This is a genomic window from Nocardiopsis sp. NPDC006139 (genome assembly GCF_040614155.1).
In the GTDB taxonomy this organism is placed as follows: Bacteria; Actinomycetota; Actinomycetes; order Streptosporangiales; family Streptosporangiaceae; genus Nocardiopsis; species Nocardiopsis changdeensis.
Window position 1 is genome coordinate 66337 of the sequence record NZ_JBEXTT010000003.1, and the last position, 16855, is coordinate 83191.

The window sequence follows — 16855 nt, forward strand, 5'->3', positions numbered from 1 at the left end:
GCTCCGGGCCGTCCGTCGAGGGGCGGAAGGCCCTCGGCGGACGGCCCGGGGCCGCGGCCGCTCCGGCGTCGTCGACGCCCCGAACGCAGGGGCGGGTCCGGTCGGCCCCCACCGGCCGACCGGGCCCGCCGCCGGCCTCAGTCGCAGGGGGAGCCGTTGAGGCTCAGGGCCTCGGGGGTGCCGGGCTCGCCGTCGGCGAACCCGTTGAACCCGACCGTCACGGACTCCCCGGCCGGGATCCGGGCGTTCCAGCCGGAGTCGGAGACGACCACGGACGCGCCGTCCTGGCGGTGGGTGGCGTTCCACAGGCTGGTGATCTCCTCGCCCGCGGTGAAGTCCCAGGCCAGGTCCCAGCCGTCCACATCCTCCGAGCCCGTGTTGGTCACGGTGACCCGGGCCTGGAAGCCCCCCGGCCAGGTGTTGTCGACCGAGTAGTCCCACGTGCAGTCGGCGGTGCCGGGCTCGGTCGGCTGCCCCGTGGGCTCTCCTGTGGGCTCCTCCGTGGGCTCCTCACTCGGCTGCGGGTCCGGGCCGCCGCCGGCGGGGCCCCCGTAGACGATCCCGCGGCCGTTGGTGCCGATGTAGACGCGCCCGTACACGTCGGGGTCGCCGGTGATCGCCGCGCCGGTCCAGGCCCACTGGTGGCGGTCGTCGTTGATGCGCACCCAGGTCTCCCCGGCGTCGTCGGACCGGAAGATCCCGCGCACGCCGTCGATCCTGGAACTGGTGTACACCGCCGGGTAGTCGGCGCCGGGCGCGGGCGCGCCGAAGCCCACCGAGTCGCCCTCGTCGACCCCCGCGACCGCCGTGAAGGTCTCCCCGGCATCGGTGGTGCGCCACATCCCGTAGTGGTCGCCGGTGCCGCCGGCGACCCACACGTCGCCGGTGTGCCCGGGCACCGCGCCGAAGCGGATGTTCCCCTCGGCGGGCAGCCCGTCGAACCGGGCCTCGAACGTGGCCCCGCCGTCGGTGCTGGTGTAGAAGGTGCCGCCGGAGACCGCGTAGAACACGTCCGGGTCCACCCGGTCCGCCTCCACCCGGGCGCCCGCCGGGACGCCGGAGGACGGGCTCCAGGACGATCCCAGGGTCGTGGACGCGTGGACGCCGGTCCCCTCCGGGCTCCAGACGATCCGGGAGCCGTCGGCGTTGACCGCGACGGTGCCGCCGCCGGTGACCCCGCCCGGTGCCTGTCCCGCCCACCAGGAGTCGCCCCCGCTGGTGGAGATCCCGATGGAGCCGACCCCGTCGGCGCCGCCGGTGCGCACCAGCGTGTCGGGCGACAGCTCGGCGAAGTCGAGCGAGGAGCCGTGGTCCCACGAGGGCTGCTGGAACATCCGGTCCGGGACGGTGCCGGGGTCCTCGTGGGTGAACCCGCCCAGGTCGAGCAGGGCCGAGTGCAGCGGCGCCCCGTCGCCCGGCGGGCTGACGAGGTCGTTGACCGCGGTCTCCTCGATGCCGTGCGCCTTCACCTCGATGGTGAAGGGCGTGTCCGTGTCCCAGTTCGTCAGCTCGTCGGAGCCGTACACGGTGGCGCCGGTGCCGTACAGGAACCGGTCCGAGTCGAACGGGTCGATGGCCATCGCCTGGGTCATCCAGCCCAGCTTGGGCTGGGTCTCGGGCGGGGTGCCCTGCCCGCCCCAGTCCAGCCAGGGCGCGGTGGAGATGTCCATCTCGTAGCGGGTGGTGCGCTCGGGGTAGGCGCCCCAGTCCCAGGCCCGCGTCCAGGTCTCCCCCGCGTCGGTGCTGCGGAAGATCTGGATGTCGGGCCACCACGAGATCTGGGTGGCGACCATGAGGGTGTCCGGGTCCTGCCGGTCGACGGTCAGCCCGCCGTACCCGAAGTAGGAGTCCTCGCTCGCCTCGGGCACCGGGCTGATGTCCGTCCACTCGCCGGTGCCGGTGTCGAGCCGCCACACCTCCCCGGCGTCGCCGTCGTAGGGCCCGGGGGTGCTGGTGGTGGCCAGGTACAGCCGGTCGTTCTCGTGGTCCAGGACGCCGTGCGCGGGCAGGAACCCGGTGGGCGCCCCGGGGACGGGCTCCCAGGTCTCGCCGCCGTCGGTGCTGCGGTAGAGGGGGTCGTCGAGGTCGGCGACGCCGGCGTAGACCTCCTGCGTCGGGGAGCCGGGCGAGCCGGTGTCGGGGTCGAAGGCCACCCAGGTGACGCCGATGACGTCGTCCAGCAGACCGTTGGGGTCGTCGGGGTCCTGCACGTAGTCGCCGGGGTTGGGGAAGGCGGTGACCTCGGACCAGGTCTCGCCGTGGTCGGTGCTGCGCCACAGGCCGTGGCCGCCCCGGGCGCCGAAGTACACGACCGAGTTGTCGTTGGGGTCCACGGCCAGGCGCTCGCCCAGGCCGCGGCCGGGCATGTTGCCGCCGAGCTTGAAGGGCAGCTCGGTCGCCTCCCAGGTCTCCCCCCGGTCGTCGGAGCGCAGGATCGCGCCGTTGTCGGGGTCCCAGTCGTTGGTGTAGGTGCCCACGGCGGCGTAGACGCGGTCCGGGTCGACGGGGTCGGTGGCGATGGACACGACGCCGGTCCACCCCCACCGGTCCCAGCCGACCCAGTCGAGCAGGGGGACCCAGCGCTCGGTGTCGGGGTCCAGGCGGTAGGCGCCGCCGATGTCGGTGCGGGCGTAGGCCAGGCCGGGCTCGGACTCGTTGAACACGATGCCGGGGACGAAGCCGCCCCCGGCGATCTGGACGTTGTCCCACTCGTAGTCGGCCTGGGCGAGGGCCGGGGCGGGTGCGGCCGCGCCGACGGCGGCGAGCGGTAGGGCCACGGCCAGGGCGGCCAGGAGGGCGAGGGGCCTCCGGTGCGGCGGTCTCGGGGGGCGGGTGGGCATGCGGGGCTCCTGAAATCGGGGGGTCACGCCCTCCCGGGGATTCCGGGCCACGGGAGGACGCCAATTCCCGATCAGTGTGAATACCCTTCGGGTGTCCGGCAAGAGGGGTCCGGGCAACTTTTCGAAGCGCTTCGACTGCGGGCATGGAGGAAAGTCTGAAATCGCAGCGAAATGGCCTGCCGGGGACCGCAGTCCACCCGGCTCCGGGTCCCGTCCGGGAACGCGACCACCAGGCTCCGGGGCTCCGCCGACCGCAGCCGGGCGTGCGCCCGCCCCCGCTCCCACTCCAGGACGTCGACGACGAGCCCGCCCCGGCCGCGCAGCCCCTCCACCCGGCCCGCGGTCCACGTCCCCGGCAGCGCGGGCAGCAGGTCGGCGCGGCCCTCGGTGGAGCCGAGCAGCATCGCGGCGACGACCGCGGGGAGCCCGCCGCCGATGTCCACGTTGAACAGCTCCCCCCGGTTGTGGGTCGGGATCAGGGTGGGCCGCCAGTAGCGGGAGGCCAGCATCCCGAGGGCCGCGTGCGCCTGCTCCGCCTCCCCCAGCCGGGCCGCCGCCAGGCCGAGCTGGACCAGTCCGAACGCCATCTCGTCGGACTCCTCGCCCCGCCACCAGTCCAGACGGGCGAGCACCGCCGCCGCGGCGGCCGCCCGCAGCCGGGGCGCGGCGAGGGCCGGGTCCGGCTCGTACCAGAGCGGGTACAGGTGGGAGGCGTGCCGGTGGGCGTGCTCCTCGGCCTGCTCCAGCGGTCCGGCCGGGCCCGCCCACTCGGCGAGCTCCCCGCCGGGCGCGACCCGGTACGCGGGCAGGCGGGCGGCCAGGGCGGCCCACCGCCGCCCGCCGGGCAGGCCCAGGACCCGGTGCGCGCGCATGAGGTTGCGGCACAGGTCGCGGACGGCTGCGACGTCCATGGTGGCGTTGACGCAGGCCTGGCCGCCCGCTCCGGCGGGGGTGTTCTCCGGCGAGTACGACGGCACGAACCCGTCGGCGGTGAGGAAGTCCTCGTGGAACAGGGCCGCCTCGGTGAGGAAGGGCAGCGCCCGGTCGCGCAGGAAGGCCCGGTCGCGGGTGTGGGCGTAGTGGTCCCAGTACAGCCGCCCCGCCCAGGCGGCCCCGGCGGTCCAGCAGGTCAGGCACCACACCGGGCCGAAGTGCTGGTGGCGGCCGGAGGTGGAGGCGTGCGCGGGCACCAGGATCCCCCGGCAGCCGTACAGGCGGCGGGCGTTCTCGCGCAGGTCGCCGAGCATGCCCTCCAGCAGGTCGAACACCGGGGTCATCAGCTCGGGGGTGCCGGTGGCGTGCAGGGCGGCCACCGCGGAGAACAGGTTGCCGTCGAAGGTGTAGCCGGACCGCCAGGGCGGGTCGTAGGTGCCGCTCCACACCCCCTGGAGGGTGGGCGGCAGGTCGCCGCAGCTCGACACGATCGCGTACCGCCCGGCGTCCACCAGCCGGGCCAGGTGCGCCGGGGCGGTCCCCTCGGCGGGCGGGCCGTCCAGCCCGATGCGGAACCGGTCCATGAGGCGGCCGTGCAGCGGCGCGTGCCGGGCCAGGACCCGGTCGAACCCGGTGTCCCCGGGCGGGGCGGGCGGGGCCGCCGGGGTGTCCCCGGGCGGGTCGACGGTGATCCGGACGACGGCCTCCAGGCGCCGGACCCCGCGCAGCTCCAGGCCGCCGGGGACCGGCCGGGCCGTGCCGCCGGCCGCGGTGAGCGCGCACTCGACCGTGTACCCGGCGGGCGCGGCGGCCGGCGCCCCGGCCGGGCGGTCCGGGAAGCGGACGGCCAGCCGCAGCAGGCCCGGGGCCGCGGCTGGCTCCGCGGCGATCCGCACCGGCGGCGGGCCCTGCGGCGGGTCCAGGCGCAGCGTCCCGTCCAGCCCCGCGGCCCGGGTCAGCTCCACGGCGACCACCGCGTCCGCCCGGGAGGCCACCGCCCGGTGCCGGGTCCCGTCCGGCAGGGTCTCGGCGACCACGCCGGTGGCGAAGTCGCACTCCCGCAGCGGGTCGCCCGGGGCCGGGGAGCGGGGGGCGAACGAGAGCACGGCCGCGGGGACCAGCGGGTCGATCCACCGGGTCTCGGCGTACCCGGGGTCCTCGGCGGCCGCGAACCCGGCGATCCGCTCGGCGGCCTCCCTGGAGCGGCCCGCCAGGAGCAGGGCGCGCAGCTCCGGCAGGACGCGCGCGGTCTCCGGGGCGGGCAGGGCGTCGGCGGCCGGCAGGAAGAGGCGTTCGTGGCCCAGGGTGAGGCGGACCAGGCCGGCGGTGGAGTGGACCAGCGCGCCGACCCGGCCGCCCCCGGTGACCAGGGCGTCCTCCCAGGAGGAGGCGGGGTGGCGGGTTCGGACGCCGCGGCGGGGGGCCGTACGGGGGTGGGACATGTCGCTCCCGGGAGGTGGGGGGTGCCAAGGGCGGGGGGTTCTCGCCATACTTCGTTCGTCCGCCCAACCTAAGGAGTCCCCCACATGGCCGCCCAGACCCCGCCGCACGCCCTGTCCCACCGGAGGCTGTGGTTCGGCGGAGACCACAACCCCGAGCAGTGGCCGGAGGAGACGGCCGCCGAGGACGTCGACCTCATGCGGCGCGCGGGCGTCAACCTGGTCACCGTCGGGGTGTTCGCCTGGTCGCGGCTGGAGCCGCGCGAGGGCGAGTACGACTTCGCGTGGCTGGACCGGGTCCTGGACCGGCTGCACGGGGCGGGCGTCCAGGTGGCGCTGGCCACCCCCACCGCGTCGCCGCCGCCGTGGTTCTCGCTGGCCCACCCCGACGCCCTGCCCGTGAACGCCGACGGGGTCCGGCTCACGCACGGCAGCCGCGACACCTACGACGTCTGCTCCCCCGACTACCGGCGGGCCTCGGTGCGGATCGTGCGGGCGCTGGCAGAGCGCTACGCCCACCACCCGGCGCTGGCCATGTGGCACGTGCACAACGAGTACGGGACGTGGACCTACTCCGAGCACGGCGCCCGCGCGTTCCGGGACTGGCTGCGCCGCCGCCACGACACCCTGGACGCGCTGAACCGGGCGTGGACCACCGAGTTCTGGGGCCAGCGGTACGGCTCCTGGGACGAGGTGCTGCCGCCCCGCTCCACGCAGTACCTGGCCAATCCGGCGCACGTCCTGGACTTCCGGCGGTTCCTGTCCGACGAGATGCTCGACCACTTCCTGGACCAGCGCGACGTGCTGCGGGCCGCCTCCCCGGACGTGCCGGTCACCACCAACCTGGCGTTCGGCGACTGGGTGCCGGTGGACCCGTGGCGGTGGGCCGAGCACGTGGACCTGGTGTCGGTGGACGACTACCCGGACCGGGCCGGGGAGGGCGGGGACGAGCAGACCGCGTTCGCCGGGGACCTGGCCCGCTCCTGGGCCGACCGGGTCCCCGGGGGCGGCCGGCCGTGGCTGCTGATGGAGCAGGCGGCCGGGGTGGTCTACGAGAAGGGGCTCATCCGCCCCAAGGCGCCCGGGGAGATCGCCCGGCACAGCCTGGCGCACGTCGCGCGGGGGTCGCGGGGGGCGATGTTCTTCCAGTGGCGGGCCTCCCGGGGCGGCGCCGAGCAGTGGTACTCGGGCATGGTGCCGCACGCCGGCCCGGACTCGCGGATCTTCCGGGAGGTGTGCGAGCTGGGCGACGTGCTGGGGCGCATCTCCGAGACCGCCGGGGCGGACGTGGTCGCCGACGCGGCGGTCGCCTGGGACCCGGAGAGCTGGTGGGCGATGGGGGCCACCACCCTGCCGTCGGACCGGGTCGACTACCTGGAGGCGGTGCGCCAGGTGCACCGGGTGCTGTGGCGGTCGGGGCGCACGGTGGACTTCGTGCGCCCGGACCGGGACCTGCCCCGGGTGCCGCTGCTGGTGGTGCCGTCCCTGTACCTGCTGTCCGAGCAGGCCGCCGAGCGGCTGGCCCGCTACACCGAGTACGGCGGAACGCTGGTGGTCACGTACCTGAGCGGCATCGCCGACCCCACCGGGACGGTGCGCACCGGCGGCCACCCCGGCATGCTGCGCGACCTGCTGGGCGTGCGGGTGGAGGAGTTCCACCCGATGGCCGAGGGCGAGAAGGCCGGGGTGGACGTGGGGATGGTCCGCGAGGAGGTGACCCTGTGGAGCGAGCACGTGCACCTGGAGGGCGCCGAGACGGTCGCGCCCTACGCGGGCGGGGCGCTGGACGGGCTGCCCGCGGTGACGCGGCGCCGGTACGGGGCGGGCGAGGCCTGGTACGTGTCCGCGCACCTCAACGACCGGGGGCTGGGCCGGGTGATCACCGAGGCCGCCGGGCAGGGCTCCTTCCCCGAGGAGGGGCTGGACGTGGTGCGCCGGGTGGGGCCTGAGGGGGCGTGGGTGTTCCTCACCAACCACGGGCACCGGTCGGTGCGGATCGACCCGGCCCGGCTGGGGCTGGGCGCCGGCGCGGTGGACCTGGTGTCCAAGGCGTCCGCCGAGGGCATGCACCTGCCCGGAGGGGGTGTGGCGGTGCTGCGCGGGCACCCCGTTGACAATTAGTTGTGATCCTAGACAAACTGAGGTCCCCGACCCCAGGAGGCTTCCCATGACCGCGTACCGACCGACGCCCGAGGACCGGTTCACCTTCGGGCTGTGGACCGTGGGCTGGCGCGGCGTCAACACCTTCGGCGACGCCGTGCGGCCCGAGCTCGACCCCGTCGAGGCCGTGCACCGGCTCGCGGAGCTGGGCGCCTACGGCATCACGTTCCACGACGACGACCTGATCCCGCCCGGCAGCGGCCCCGCCGAGCGCGAGGCGGTCCTCAAGCGGTTCCGGGGAGCGCTGGACGAGACCGGCCTGGCCGTGCCCATGGTCACCACCAACCTGTTCACCCACCCGGTGTTCCGCGACGGCGGGTTCACCTCCAACAGCCGCGACGTGCGCCGCCACGCCATCCGCAAGGTCGTGCGCAACATCGACCTGGCGGTGTCCCTGGGCGCCACCACGTACGTGTGCTGGGGCGGCCAGGACGGCGCCGAGACCGAGGCGGGCAAGGACGACGCCGCCGCGCTGGACCGGCTGCGCGAGGCGTTCGACATCCTCTGCGGGTACGTGCGCGAGCAGGGCTACGACCTGCGGTTCGCCATCGAGCCCAAGCCCAACGAGCCGCGCGGCGACGTGCTGCTGCCCACCGTGGGCCACGCCCTGGCGTTCATCAACTCGCTGGAGCACCCCGAGATGGTGGGGGTCAACCCGGAGGTCGGGCACGAGCAGATGGCCGGGCTGAACTTCGCGCACGGGGTCGCCCAGGCGCTGTGGGCGGGCAAGCTGTTCCACATCGACCTCAACGGCCAGCGCGGGGTCAAGTACGACCAGGACCTGCGGTTCGGCGCGGGCGACGTCAAGGAGGCGTTCTTCCTGGTCGACCTGCTGGAGGGCGCCGGGTACACCGGGCCGCGGCACTTCGACTTCAAGCCGCCGCGCACCGAGGACATGAGCGGCGTGTGGGTGTCCGCCGAGGCGTGCATGCGCAACTACCTGATCCTCAAGGAGAAGGCCGCCGCGTTCCGCGCCGACCCCGAGGTCCGCCGGGCCCTGGAGGAGTCGCGGGTGCCGGAGCTGGCGGTGCCCACGCTGGGCGAGGGCGAGAGCCTGGCGGAGCTGCTGGCCGAGGAGTTCGACGCGGACGCGGCCGGCGGGCGCGGCTACCACTTCGAGCGGCTGGACCAGCTCGCCCTGGAGCACCTGCTGGGCGTGCGCTGAGCCGGGGCCGGCGGACCGGCCCGGGAACGACGACGGCCCCGCCGGGCGTGTGCCCGGCGGGGCCGTCCCCCGTCTGTGCGGGACGGTGCGGCGGTCGCCTCACGGCGGAGTGCACAACACGGCTCCAAGGCCGCCCGAGGGCGCGGTATTCCGTGAAGGCTTCGGTTGAGCCCGGGGGACACTTTCTACCGCACCGTCCCACACGGGGTGCAACGAGCGGCCCCCGTCGGAAATTCCTGTGCGGACGTGACGGCGGTCACCCGGCGATCGGCACCTCGGCCCCCTTCCGGACCAGGACCGGGGCCCGGTCCAGCGGGGCGTCCAGGACGACCTCCGCGCCGCCCGGGTGCGTCTCCCCCGTCCAGGGGTCCGTCCAGTCGGTGCCCTGCGGCAGGTACACCCGCCGCGAGCGGGCCCCGTACTCGGTGACCGGGGCGACCAGCAGGTCCGGGCCGAACAGGAAGGCGTCGCCGACCTCCCAGGCGCGCGGGTCGCCGGGGTGGTCGACGAAGAGCGGGCGCATCGGCGGCAGCCCGCGCTCGTGGGCGACGCGCATCTGCTCCATGACGTAGGGGCGCAGCCGCTCGCGCAGGAACAGCAGCTCCCGCAGCCGCCCGTACACCTCCTCCCCGTAGGACCACACCTCGTTGGGGCCGCCCGTCATCTCCGGGTACAGGGCGTGCGAGAAGGGCTCGCGGTACCCGTGCAGCCGCAGCAGCGGGCAGAACACCCCGTACTGGAACCAGCGCACCAGCAGCTCCCGGTACTCCGGGTCGTCCTGGTCGCCGCCGTGGAACCCGCCGACGTCCGTGGTCCACCAGGGGATCCCCGACATCGCCACGTTCAGCCCGGCGCGGACCTGGGCCCGCAGGGACGCGAAGGTCGGGGCGATGTCCCCCGACCACAGGGCCGCCCCGTACCGCTGGGAGCCCGCCCAGGCCGAGCGGCACAGGGTGATCACCTCCTCCTCGCCCGCGGCGAGCATCCCCTCGTGGAAGGCGCGGGCGTGCTCGCGCGGGTAGATGTTGCCGACCTCGGCGCCCGGGCCCGCGTGGTAGCGCAGGTTGCCGGGGTGGCCGGGCTTGAGCTCGGGTTCGCAGGCGTCCAGCCACCACACCCGGATGCCGAGGGAGTGGTAGTTCTCGCGGATCCGCTCCCACAGGTAGGCGCGGGCCTCCGGCTTGGTGGGGTCGTAGAACGACACCTGCACGTGGGCGTCCACGCCCTTGTCGGCCCAGTCCGCGTGCACCGGCGGCCCCTGCTCGGTGGCCACCAGGTGGCCGGCCGCCAGCATGGGCTTGTAGTTCTCGCTGAGCGGGCTCACCGACGGCCACACCGACACCATCAGCTCCACCCCCATCTCCCGCAGCTCCTCGACCATCGCCGCGGGGTCGGGCCACTCGGCCGGGTCGAACCTCCAGTCGCCCAGGTGGGTCCAGTGGAAGAAGTCCGCGACGATGACCGACAGCGGGAGCCCCCGGTCGCGGTACCCCCGGGCGACCTCCAGCAGCTCCTCCTGGGTGCGGTAGCGCAGCTTGCACTGCCAGAACCCGGAGGCGAACTCCGGGAGCATCGGGGTGTGCCCGGTGGCGTCGGCGTAGCGTTCCAGGACCGCCGCCGGCTCGGGCCCGGCCGTGATCCAGTAATCGATCTGGCGTGCGCTGTCGGCCGCCCACCGGGTGCCGTTGGCGGCGAACTCCACCCGGCCCACCGCCGGGCTGTTCCACAGCAGCCCGTAGCCGCGGGAGGAGACCACGAAGGGGACGGTCACCTCCGCGTTGCGCTGCACCAGGTCCACCACCGCGCCCTTGTGGTCGAACAGGCCGTGGGTGTGCTGGCCCAGGCCGTACAGGCGCTCCCCGTCGTAGGCGCGGAACCGCTGCTCGATCCGGTAGTAGCCGTTGCCGGTGGAGGAGTACACGCGCGGGCCCGGCCACCAGAAGTGGGCGCGCTCCTCGGCGAGCAGCTCCTCGCCGGGCACCCCGTCCTCCACCCGCAGGAAGCGGAGCATGCCGGAGGCGTCGATCTCGGCGGCGATCGCGCCGTTGACCAGCAGTGCCCGGTCGCCGTCCAGGGTCGGCCGGGGCGCGTCCCCGGTGGGCGGGGGCGCGTCCAGCGCGCCGGGCAGGTCCTCCCGCAGGACGGACAGCCCGGCCTGGACGCGCAGGCCGTCGGCGCCCCAGGCCCGGACCCGGACGACCTGGTGGCCGCCCCGCCACTCGACGCCGTCCTCGATCTCGTTGAACATGTCTCGTCCTTCCGGTCGGGGGGTGGGACCGCACGGTCGGCGCGGTCACGATCGGTGTGTGCTTGTGCACGTGTCAGTCGAAGCGCTTCGACGATACGTGCGGCGGAACGCCGGACGGCCCGCGCCCGGCGGGGTCAGCCCGTCGGCGGGGCCGTGCTCCGGCCCGGGACGACCCGCGGCTCCAGCAGGGTGACCTCGGTCCGCCCGGGGTCGTCGATCAGGTCCATGAGCAGGGACACCGCGCGGGCGCCCAGCTCCTCGGCGGGCAGCTCCACCCGGGTCAGGTCCGGCGCCCCCGGCGGCAGCGACCCCAGGGCGACCACGGAGATCTCCGGCGGCACCCGGCCGTGGTCGGCGAAGGCGTCCAGCAGCGGGGCGAGCGAGGCCTCGTTGTGGACGATGAGGCCGGTGAGCCCGGGCCGGTCCCGGACCAGTCCGGCCACCAGCTCCCGGGCGCCCGCCGGGTCGCAGGGGTGGGAGGTGGCCCGGACGCCGCGTTCGAGGGCGGCGGCCTCGAACCCGGTGAGGGTGCGCTCGGCGAACCCGGTGCGGCGCTCGTACACCGAGGCGGGCTGGCCGACGAAGGCGATGTCGCGGTGACCCAGGTCGGCCAGGTGGTGCACGCAGGCGGCGCCCGCCGCCGCGAAGTCCAGGTCGACACAGGTCAGGCCCTCGGTGTCGGCGGGGACGCCGATGAGGACCGAGGGCAGGTCCAGGGAGCGCAGCACGGGGACGCGGGCGTCGTCGGTCTCCACGTCCATGACGACGATCCCGTCCACCATGGCGCTGCCCGCCACCCGGTGCAGGCCCGCCGGGCCCTCCCCCTGGGTGAGCAGGAGGACGTCGTGGTCGTGGGCGCGGGCGGCGGTGACCACCGAGACCGCGAACCGCATCGCGACGGGGACGTGCACGTCCTCGCGCAGGGGGACGACCAGCGCCAGGACGTTGCTGCGGCGGCTGGCCAGGGACCGGGCGCCCGCGTGCGGGCGGTAGCCCAGGGCGTCGATGCTGTCGAGCACCCGGCGGCGGGTGGTCTCGGAGATCGAGCGCTTCCCGCTGAGGACATAGGAGACCGTGCTGGGCGACACACCTGCGTGCCGGGCCACATCGGAGATCCGCACGGTGCCGTCCCGTCCGTTGTCGAAGCGATTCGATGAGATGTTACGCACGACACCACCCTGGCGCAATGCCCGTTCCGGGCACCAGAGTAGAGACCCCCCGACATGCGAAACCGGGGTGGCGGATCCGGCGTCTACCAGGTCACGGGGAAACCGCCCCGTCCTCGCGACCGTCCCCCGGACCCCGCTTCCCGAAGGAGAACCGTGGGCTTCAATCCACTCTTCCTCGTCTTCCCCGTGGTCTCGCTGCTCCTGAGCCTCGCGGCCCTGGTCATCGGGTTCACCGCCCCCTACGGGCGGCGGGCGCTCACCGCCGTCGGCGGCGGCCTGCTGCTGGTGGGCTCGGGCCTCACCCTGGTGCTCATCCTCGGGGGCGGCTCGATCCACGAGGCCGTGAGCGCCCTCAACGGCGGGCGGACCGCCTCCATCGTCCTCGACGTGCTCGGGGGGCTCTCCGACTTCCTCTGGGCGACCGGCCTGCTGCTGGTGGCCGTCGCCGCGACCAAGCGCCGTCCGCGCCCCCGCGCCGTCCCGGCGCCGCACGCGCCCTACGGGGTCCCGCAGGGCGCGCACCAGGCCGGACCGCACCAGGGAGGGCCGCACCAGGCCGGACCGCAGGGCGCGCCCGCACCCCACGCGGGACCGCGGACCGGCCCTCCGCAGGGCGGGCCGCAGGGTCCCGGGCCCCGACCGGGCGGCCCCGGCCAGGACGGACCGCGCCCCCCGCACACCCCCCGCTGACCGCGCACGAGACCCGGAGACGACACGGACATGATCGGCCTCATCGCCACCTTCCTCTTCGCCTGTCTGCCGCCCGTCGTGGTCGGCGCCATCGCCCTGATCCGCTCCTTCGGCGCCCCCTCCGGCAAGGGGGCCGCCGCCGCGGGCGGGGTGCTGCTGATCCTGTCCGGGCTGGTCACGACCGGCTGGCAGATCTACCTGAGGTTCTTCCTCTCGCCCGACCCCTTCTTCGACCCCGGCTTCCTGCCCGTCCGCCCCGGCGTCATGGAGACCGTCTTCCTCGGCAGCGGCGCGCTCGGCGCGGGCGGCCTGGCCCTGCTGCTGGTCGCGGTGCTGAGCGCCCGGAAGTTCAAGGACGGGCCGCAGGGTCCGCCCGCGCCCCCCGCTCCCCCCGCCGCCCCGGGCCGGTGGCAGCCGAACGCCGCCCCCTCCACGGAAGGACCCCGATGATCTCGGCACCCGACCTGACGCCCCTGGTGTCCCTGCTGCCCTCGCTGCTGTTCGTGCTCGTCGAGATCGCCCTGGGCGTCGCGGCGATGGCCGCGGCGCCCCGCCTGGCCCCCGACCGCCGGTCGGCCGCCATGGTCGGCGGCGTCCTGGTGGCGGTGGGCGGGCTCCTGACGGGGGGCTACCAGGTCCTCACCCTCTTCCCCCCGACGTTCCCGCTCGCCCACGCCCCCGTGCTGGGCCTGCTGGGCGCGGTGCCCCCGCTGGTGTTCGCCGGCGGGGCCCTCACCCTCGTCCTCGCCGTGACGAAGGCCCCCGCGCACCCCGCCCCCCACCCGTACCCCCGCCGTTAGGAGGCGACCGTGCCATCGAGCGACCCCGGCCTCATCGTCGGCATCCTGACCAACACGCTGATCTTCTCCCTGCCCCTGTTCGCGATCGCGGCCGTCGCCCTGATCCGCGCCCGGAACGCGGCCGCGCCCGGCCTGGTCCGCACCTCGGCCGTGCTGTTCCTCTGCACCGGTCTGTTCACCGCCCTCTTCCAGGTGGTGTGGGCGGTGTTCCCGCACGCCGTCTCCGACCCGCTGGCGGTCCTGCCCCTGATCGGCCTGGTCCAGGGGGTGCTGATCGGCCTGCTGACGACCGGCGCCCTGCTCTGCCTGGTCCTGGCGCTGTGGCGCGCCCGGACCCCGGCGCGCCCGGTCCCCGCCCGCGGCGGCCACGGCGGTGACGGGTACGTCCCGACGGGCGCCGACACCGCCGCTCCGGCCCACTACGCGGGCGACCACGGGCACCGCTCGGACGGCCCCGGGGCCCCGTCCGCGCACGGTCAGCCCGGCGACCCCGGCGCCGCGCCCTCCCACGGCTCCCACGGCTCTTCGGGCTCCTCCGGCGGCGGCTTCTGGGGCGGCCTGTTCGGGGGCGACTCCGGTGGCGGCGGCTGGGGCGGCGACTCCGGCGGAGGTGGCGGTGACGGCGGGGGCGGAGGAGGAGGCGGCGACTGAGCCCCTCCCCCGTGAGCGCACCGCGGCGCGGCCGGTCCCCGGCCGCGCCGCACGCGTACGCACCCCCGCGGGGTCAGGTGTCGGCGGCCTCCCGGTCCCCCTCCAGGCGGACGACCCCCGCGGAGCCGTCGATGGTGATCACCGCGCCGTCGGGCACCTTCTCCGTCACCCCGGGGACGCAGATCACGCAGGGGATGCCGTACTCCCGGGCGACGGTCGGCCCGTGCGCGACCGTCGAGCCGGTCTCCACGACCACACCGCCCGCCGTCATGAACAGCGGCGTCCACCCGGGGTCGGTGGTCGGGGCGACGAGGATGTCCCCCGGCTCGATCGACGCGCCCGCCGGGTCGTGGACCACCCGGGCGCGCCCGGTGGCCTCGCCCGGCGAGGCCGCCACCCCGGTCAGGACCCCCGGCCCGTCCGCCCCCGCATCGGGCGGCAGCGTCACCTCCACGTCGGTGCCGTCCGACAGCAGGACCGGCGGCACCCGGCGGCGCCGCTGCTCGCGGCGGTGGAACCCCCTGCGCTCGGCGATCACACCGCGCAGGTCCTCGCCGTCGAGCAGGTCCCGCGCCTCCCGGAAGTCGACGAACATGATGTCGTCGGGGCGCTCCAGGCGCCCCTGTCCGACGAGCTCCTCCCCCACGGCGAGCAGTTCCCGGCGGCTCGCCGCGATGGCGTACAGCCACACGAACTTGGGGTACTCGCGCATCCCGCCGAGCGCGCGGGCCCGGTCGAAGAGGAGGTCGGCGACCCGGGCGCGCACCGGGCGGCTCGCGCGCGCACGGGCCACGAGTCCGGCCCGCGTGCGCTCGGCCTCCGCGGCCGCGCGCTCGAACCTCCGGTCCGGGGCCTGGTCCCGGTCGTCCACCCGCAGGTACCCGGCGATCGCGGCGAACAGCGGCGCCGGGTCCTCCGACCAGCGGGGGACCCCGAGGTCGACCTCGGCCGCCGCCCGGTGGCCGTACCGCTCCAGGAAGGCGCCCAGGCCGATGTCGGGCAGGTCCCCGGACGCGTACAGCTCCGCCAGCCGCTCCGGCGGGGTCTCGGCGAAGACCTCCCGGTGCGCGGCCGCGGCCCGCGCGACGCCCCACAGCTCCAGGTCCATGGTGGTGGTGACGTTGTGGGGCATGCCCCGCAGGACCGCGGCCACCTCCGCCGGGGTCGCGATGCCCCGCAGCAGCCCCTCGGGGATCCGCCCGGCGAGGATGCCGACGTACAGCGGCCCCAGCATCGGTGTCATGAACTCGGCCAGCACGGGTGCCTGGACGTGCTCGGCGTACTCCAGGCGCTCGTGCGCGGTGGCCCCGGGCCCGGGGCCGCGGGACACGGCCCGGCGCGCCTCCTCGCCCGCCCGCAGGATCCGCTCCCGGGCCGCGGCCGGGTCCCGCAGCGCCGCGACCGTACCGGCCGCGAGCCCGCCGGCCATCGGGAGCACCCCGGCCGCGGTGCGGACCGCGCCGAGCAGCGCGCCCGCTCCGGGCAGCCGCATCCGGCGCGGGGCGAACCGGGGGTCGTCCAGCAGGGACCGGACCGCCTCCCTGGCCCGCGGCCCGTACAGCTCCACGGCCTCCGGCAGGGTCCCGCGGATCCACCGGTTGCGGACGAAGGGCGTCAGGTCGAGGTAGAAGCGCCCGCCGATCTCGGTGAGGAAGCCGGTCCGCGCGTACGGGTCGATCCGCACCCCCACCGTCCGGAACCAGTCGGCGGCGGCGACCTTGAGCCCGGACATGCCCATGGGCGTGCAGGGGCGCAGCAGGCCCTGCATGTGGCCGCCCTCGAAGTACACGCGCGGGCCGTCCGGGTGCTCCGGCGGCCGGGGGAACAGCGTGGTGACCGCCCTGGACTGGAGGGTCCACAGGACGCCGTCGGCGTCGATCGCCCACTCCACGTCCTGCGGCGCCCCGAAGTGCTCCTGGAGCCGCAGTCCCAGCGCGTGCAGCTCCTCCACCTCGGCCACCGACAGGCAGCCGTCGGCCGGGGCGGTGACGCCGCCGTCGGGGCGGACCGTGTAGTGGTCGGGCTCGGCACTGCCGTCCACGACCCCGGTGCCCAGGCCGGGCACGGCGTCCACGACGGTCTCGCCGCGGATGCCGGTGACCGGGTTCGCGGTGAAGAGCACCCCGGCGGCCCGGGGCCTGACCATGCGCTGGACGACCACCGCCATGTGGACGGACGCGTCGTCGATGTCCCGGTCGCGGCGGTAGGCGACCGCCCGGTCCGTCCACAGGGAGTCCCAGCAGTGGCGGACGGCGGTGACCAGGTCGTCGGCCCCCTCGACGTCGAGGTAGGTGTCCTGCTGCCCGGCGAAGGAGGCGTCGGGCAGGTCCTCGGCGGTGGCGCTGGAGCGCACCGCCACCGGTCCCCCGCCCAGGGCCTCGTAGGCGGCGGCGACCTCGTCGGCGGGGACGGTGCCGTCGCGGTGGGCCTCGGTGGTGACACAGAAGCCCCCGGGGACCCGCACGCCGGCGGCGATCGCCCCGGCCAGCCCCACGGCCTTGCCGCCCGCCAGGTCGCCGTCACCGGCGCCGATCCGTTCCAGGGGCAGAACAACCGGCATTCCGCCACCTCCCTCTTCCGCGGTGGTGTCCTGCCGGTCCTTGTGCCCGCGGGGAGGTCGGCCAACCGCCGCCGGGGCGGCGCGTACCGGCGACCTGCCGCACGGGCGCCCGGGCAGACGTCACGGCCGGACGTCGTGGGGCGTCCGGCCGTGCGGGTCCGTCGGTGTGCGGCTGTCGGTGTGCGGCTGTCGGTGCGGGG

At 75.6% G+C, this 16855-nt stretch carries 11 protein-coding genes; 6 read left to right on the top strand and 5 right to left on the bottom strand.

Annotated elements, in window-relative coordinates:
* Positions 1 to 137: 137 nt before the first annotated feature.
* Together ABZ249_RS04660 and ABZ249_RS04665 are read right to left on the bottom strand one after the other, a co-directional pair.
* Positions 138 to 2840 carry a cellulose binding domain-containing protein gene (locus ABZ249_RS04660; RefSeq protein WP_355257258.1) on the bottom strand — a complete coding sequence of 901 codons (2703 nt, stop codon included), beginning with the start codon at positions 2838 to 2840 and terminating at the stop codon, positions 138 to 140.
* 71 nt (positions 2841 to 2911) lie between these two features.
* The gene (locus ABZ249_RS04665; protein ID WP_355257261.1) at positions 2912 to 5215 is read right to left on the bottom strand and encodes a glycoside hydrolase N-terminal domain-containing protein; all 2304 of its coding nucleotides are present in this window, start codon (positions 5213 to 5215) and stop codon (positions 2912 to 2914) included.
* An 84-nt stretch (positions 5216 to 5299) separates the two neighbouring features.
* Here ABZ249_RS04665 and ABZ249_RS04670 point away from each other — a divergent pair, with 84 nt between their 5' ends.
* Both ABZ249_RS04670 and xylA read left to right on the top strand, forming a co-directional pair.
* Positions 5300 to 7333 (top strand): beta-galactosidase, encoded by a 2034-nt coding sequence (locus ABZ249_RS04670; RefSeq protein WP_355257264.1) that lies wholly within the window; start codon positions 5300 to 5302, stop codon positions 7331 to 7333.
* A gap of 46 nt (positions 7334 to 7379) precedes the next feature.
* Positions 7380 to 8537, top strand: a complete 1158-nt coding sequence (gene xylA, locus ABZ249_RS04675; protein WP_355257267.1) for a xylose isomerase — start codon at positions 7380 to 7382, stop codon at positions 8535 to 8537.
* Positions 8538 to 8793: 256 nt separating this feature from the next.
* Here the strand turns inward: xylA and ABZ249_RS04680 are convergent, their stop codons facing one another.
* A complete protein-coding gene (locus ABZ249_RS04680) occupies positions 8794 to 10785 on the bottom strand; it encodes a TIM-barrel domain-containing protein (RefSeq protein WP_355257269.1) in 1992 nt (663 codons plus the stop codon).
* A 134-nt stretch (positions 10786 to 10919) separates the two neighbouring features.
* The gene (locus ABZ249_RS04685; protein WP_355257930.1) at positions 10920 to 11906 is read right to left on the bottom strand and encodes a LacI family DNA-binding transcriptional regulator; all 987 of its coding nucleotides are present in this window, start codon (positions 11904 to 11906) and stop codon (positions 10920 to 10922) included.
* Positions 11907 to 12107: 201 nt separating this feature from the next.
* On the opposite strand from ABZ249_RS04685, the gene ABZ249_RS04690 reads away from it, so the two are divergent.
* From ABZ249_RS04690 to ABZ249_RS04705, 4 genes are read left to right on the top strand one after another with little or no spacing between them, the layout of a single operon-like run.
* Complete coding sequence (locus ABZ249_RS04690) at positions 12108 to 12644, top strand: hypothetical protein (RefSeq protein WP_355257272.1); 537 nt, start codon at positions 12108 to 12110, stop codon at positions 12642 to 12644.
* Between the two features lie 30 nt (positions 12645 to 12674).
* Positions 12675 to 13094 carry a hypothetical protein gene (locus tag ABZ249_RS04695; protein WP_220564489.1) on the top strand — a complete coding sequence of 140 codons (420 nt, stop codon included), beginning with the start codon at positions 12675 to 12677 and terminating at the stop codon, positions 13092 to 13094.
* On the top strand, positions 13091 to 13444 hold the full coding sequence (locus ABZ249_RS04700; protein ID WP_355257275.1) for a hypothetical protein: 354 nt from the start codon (positions 13091 to 13093) through the stop codon (positions 13442 to 13444). Before ABZ249_RS04695 ends, ABZ249_RS04700 begins: the two co-directional genes overlap by 4 nt.
* Positions 13445 to 13453: 9 nt before the next feature.
* Entirely contained in the window at positions 13454 to 14095 is a 642-nt protein-coding gene (locus ABZ249_RS04705) for a hypothetical protein (protein WP_355257278.1), read from the top strand.
* 73 nt (positions 14096 to 14168) lie between these two features.
* On the opposite strand, the gene ABZ249_RS04710 is transcribed toward ABZ249_RS04705, so the two are convergent.
* Positions 14169 to 16655, bottom strand: a complete 2487-nt coding sequence (locus tag ABZ249_RS04710; RefSeq protein ID WP_355257281.1) for a PEP/pyruvate-binding domain-containing protein — start codon at positions 16653 to 16655, stop codon at positions 14169 to 14171.
* Positions 16656 to 16855 lie beyond the last annotated feature (200 nt).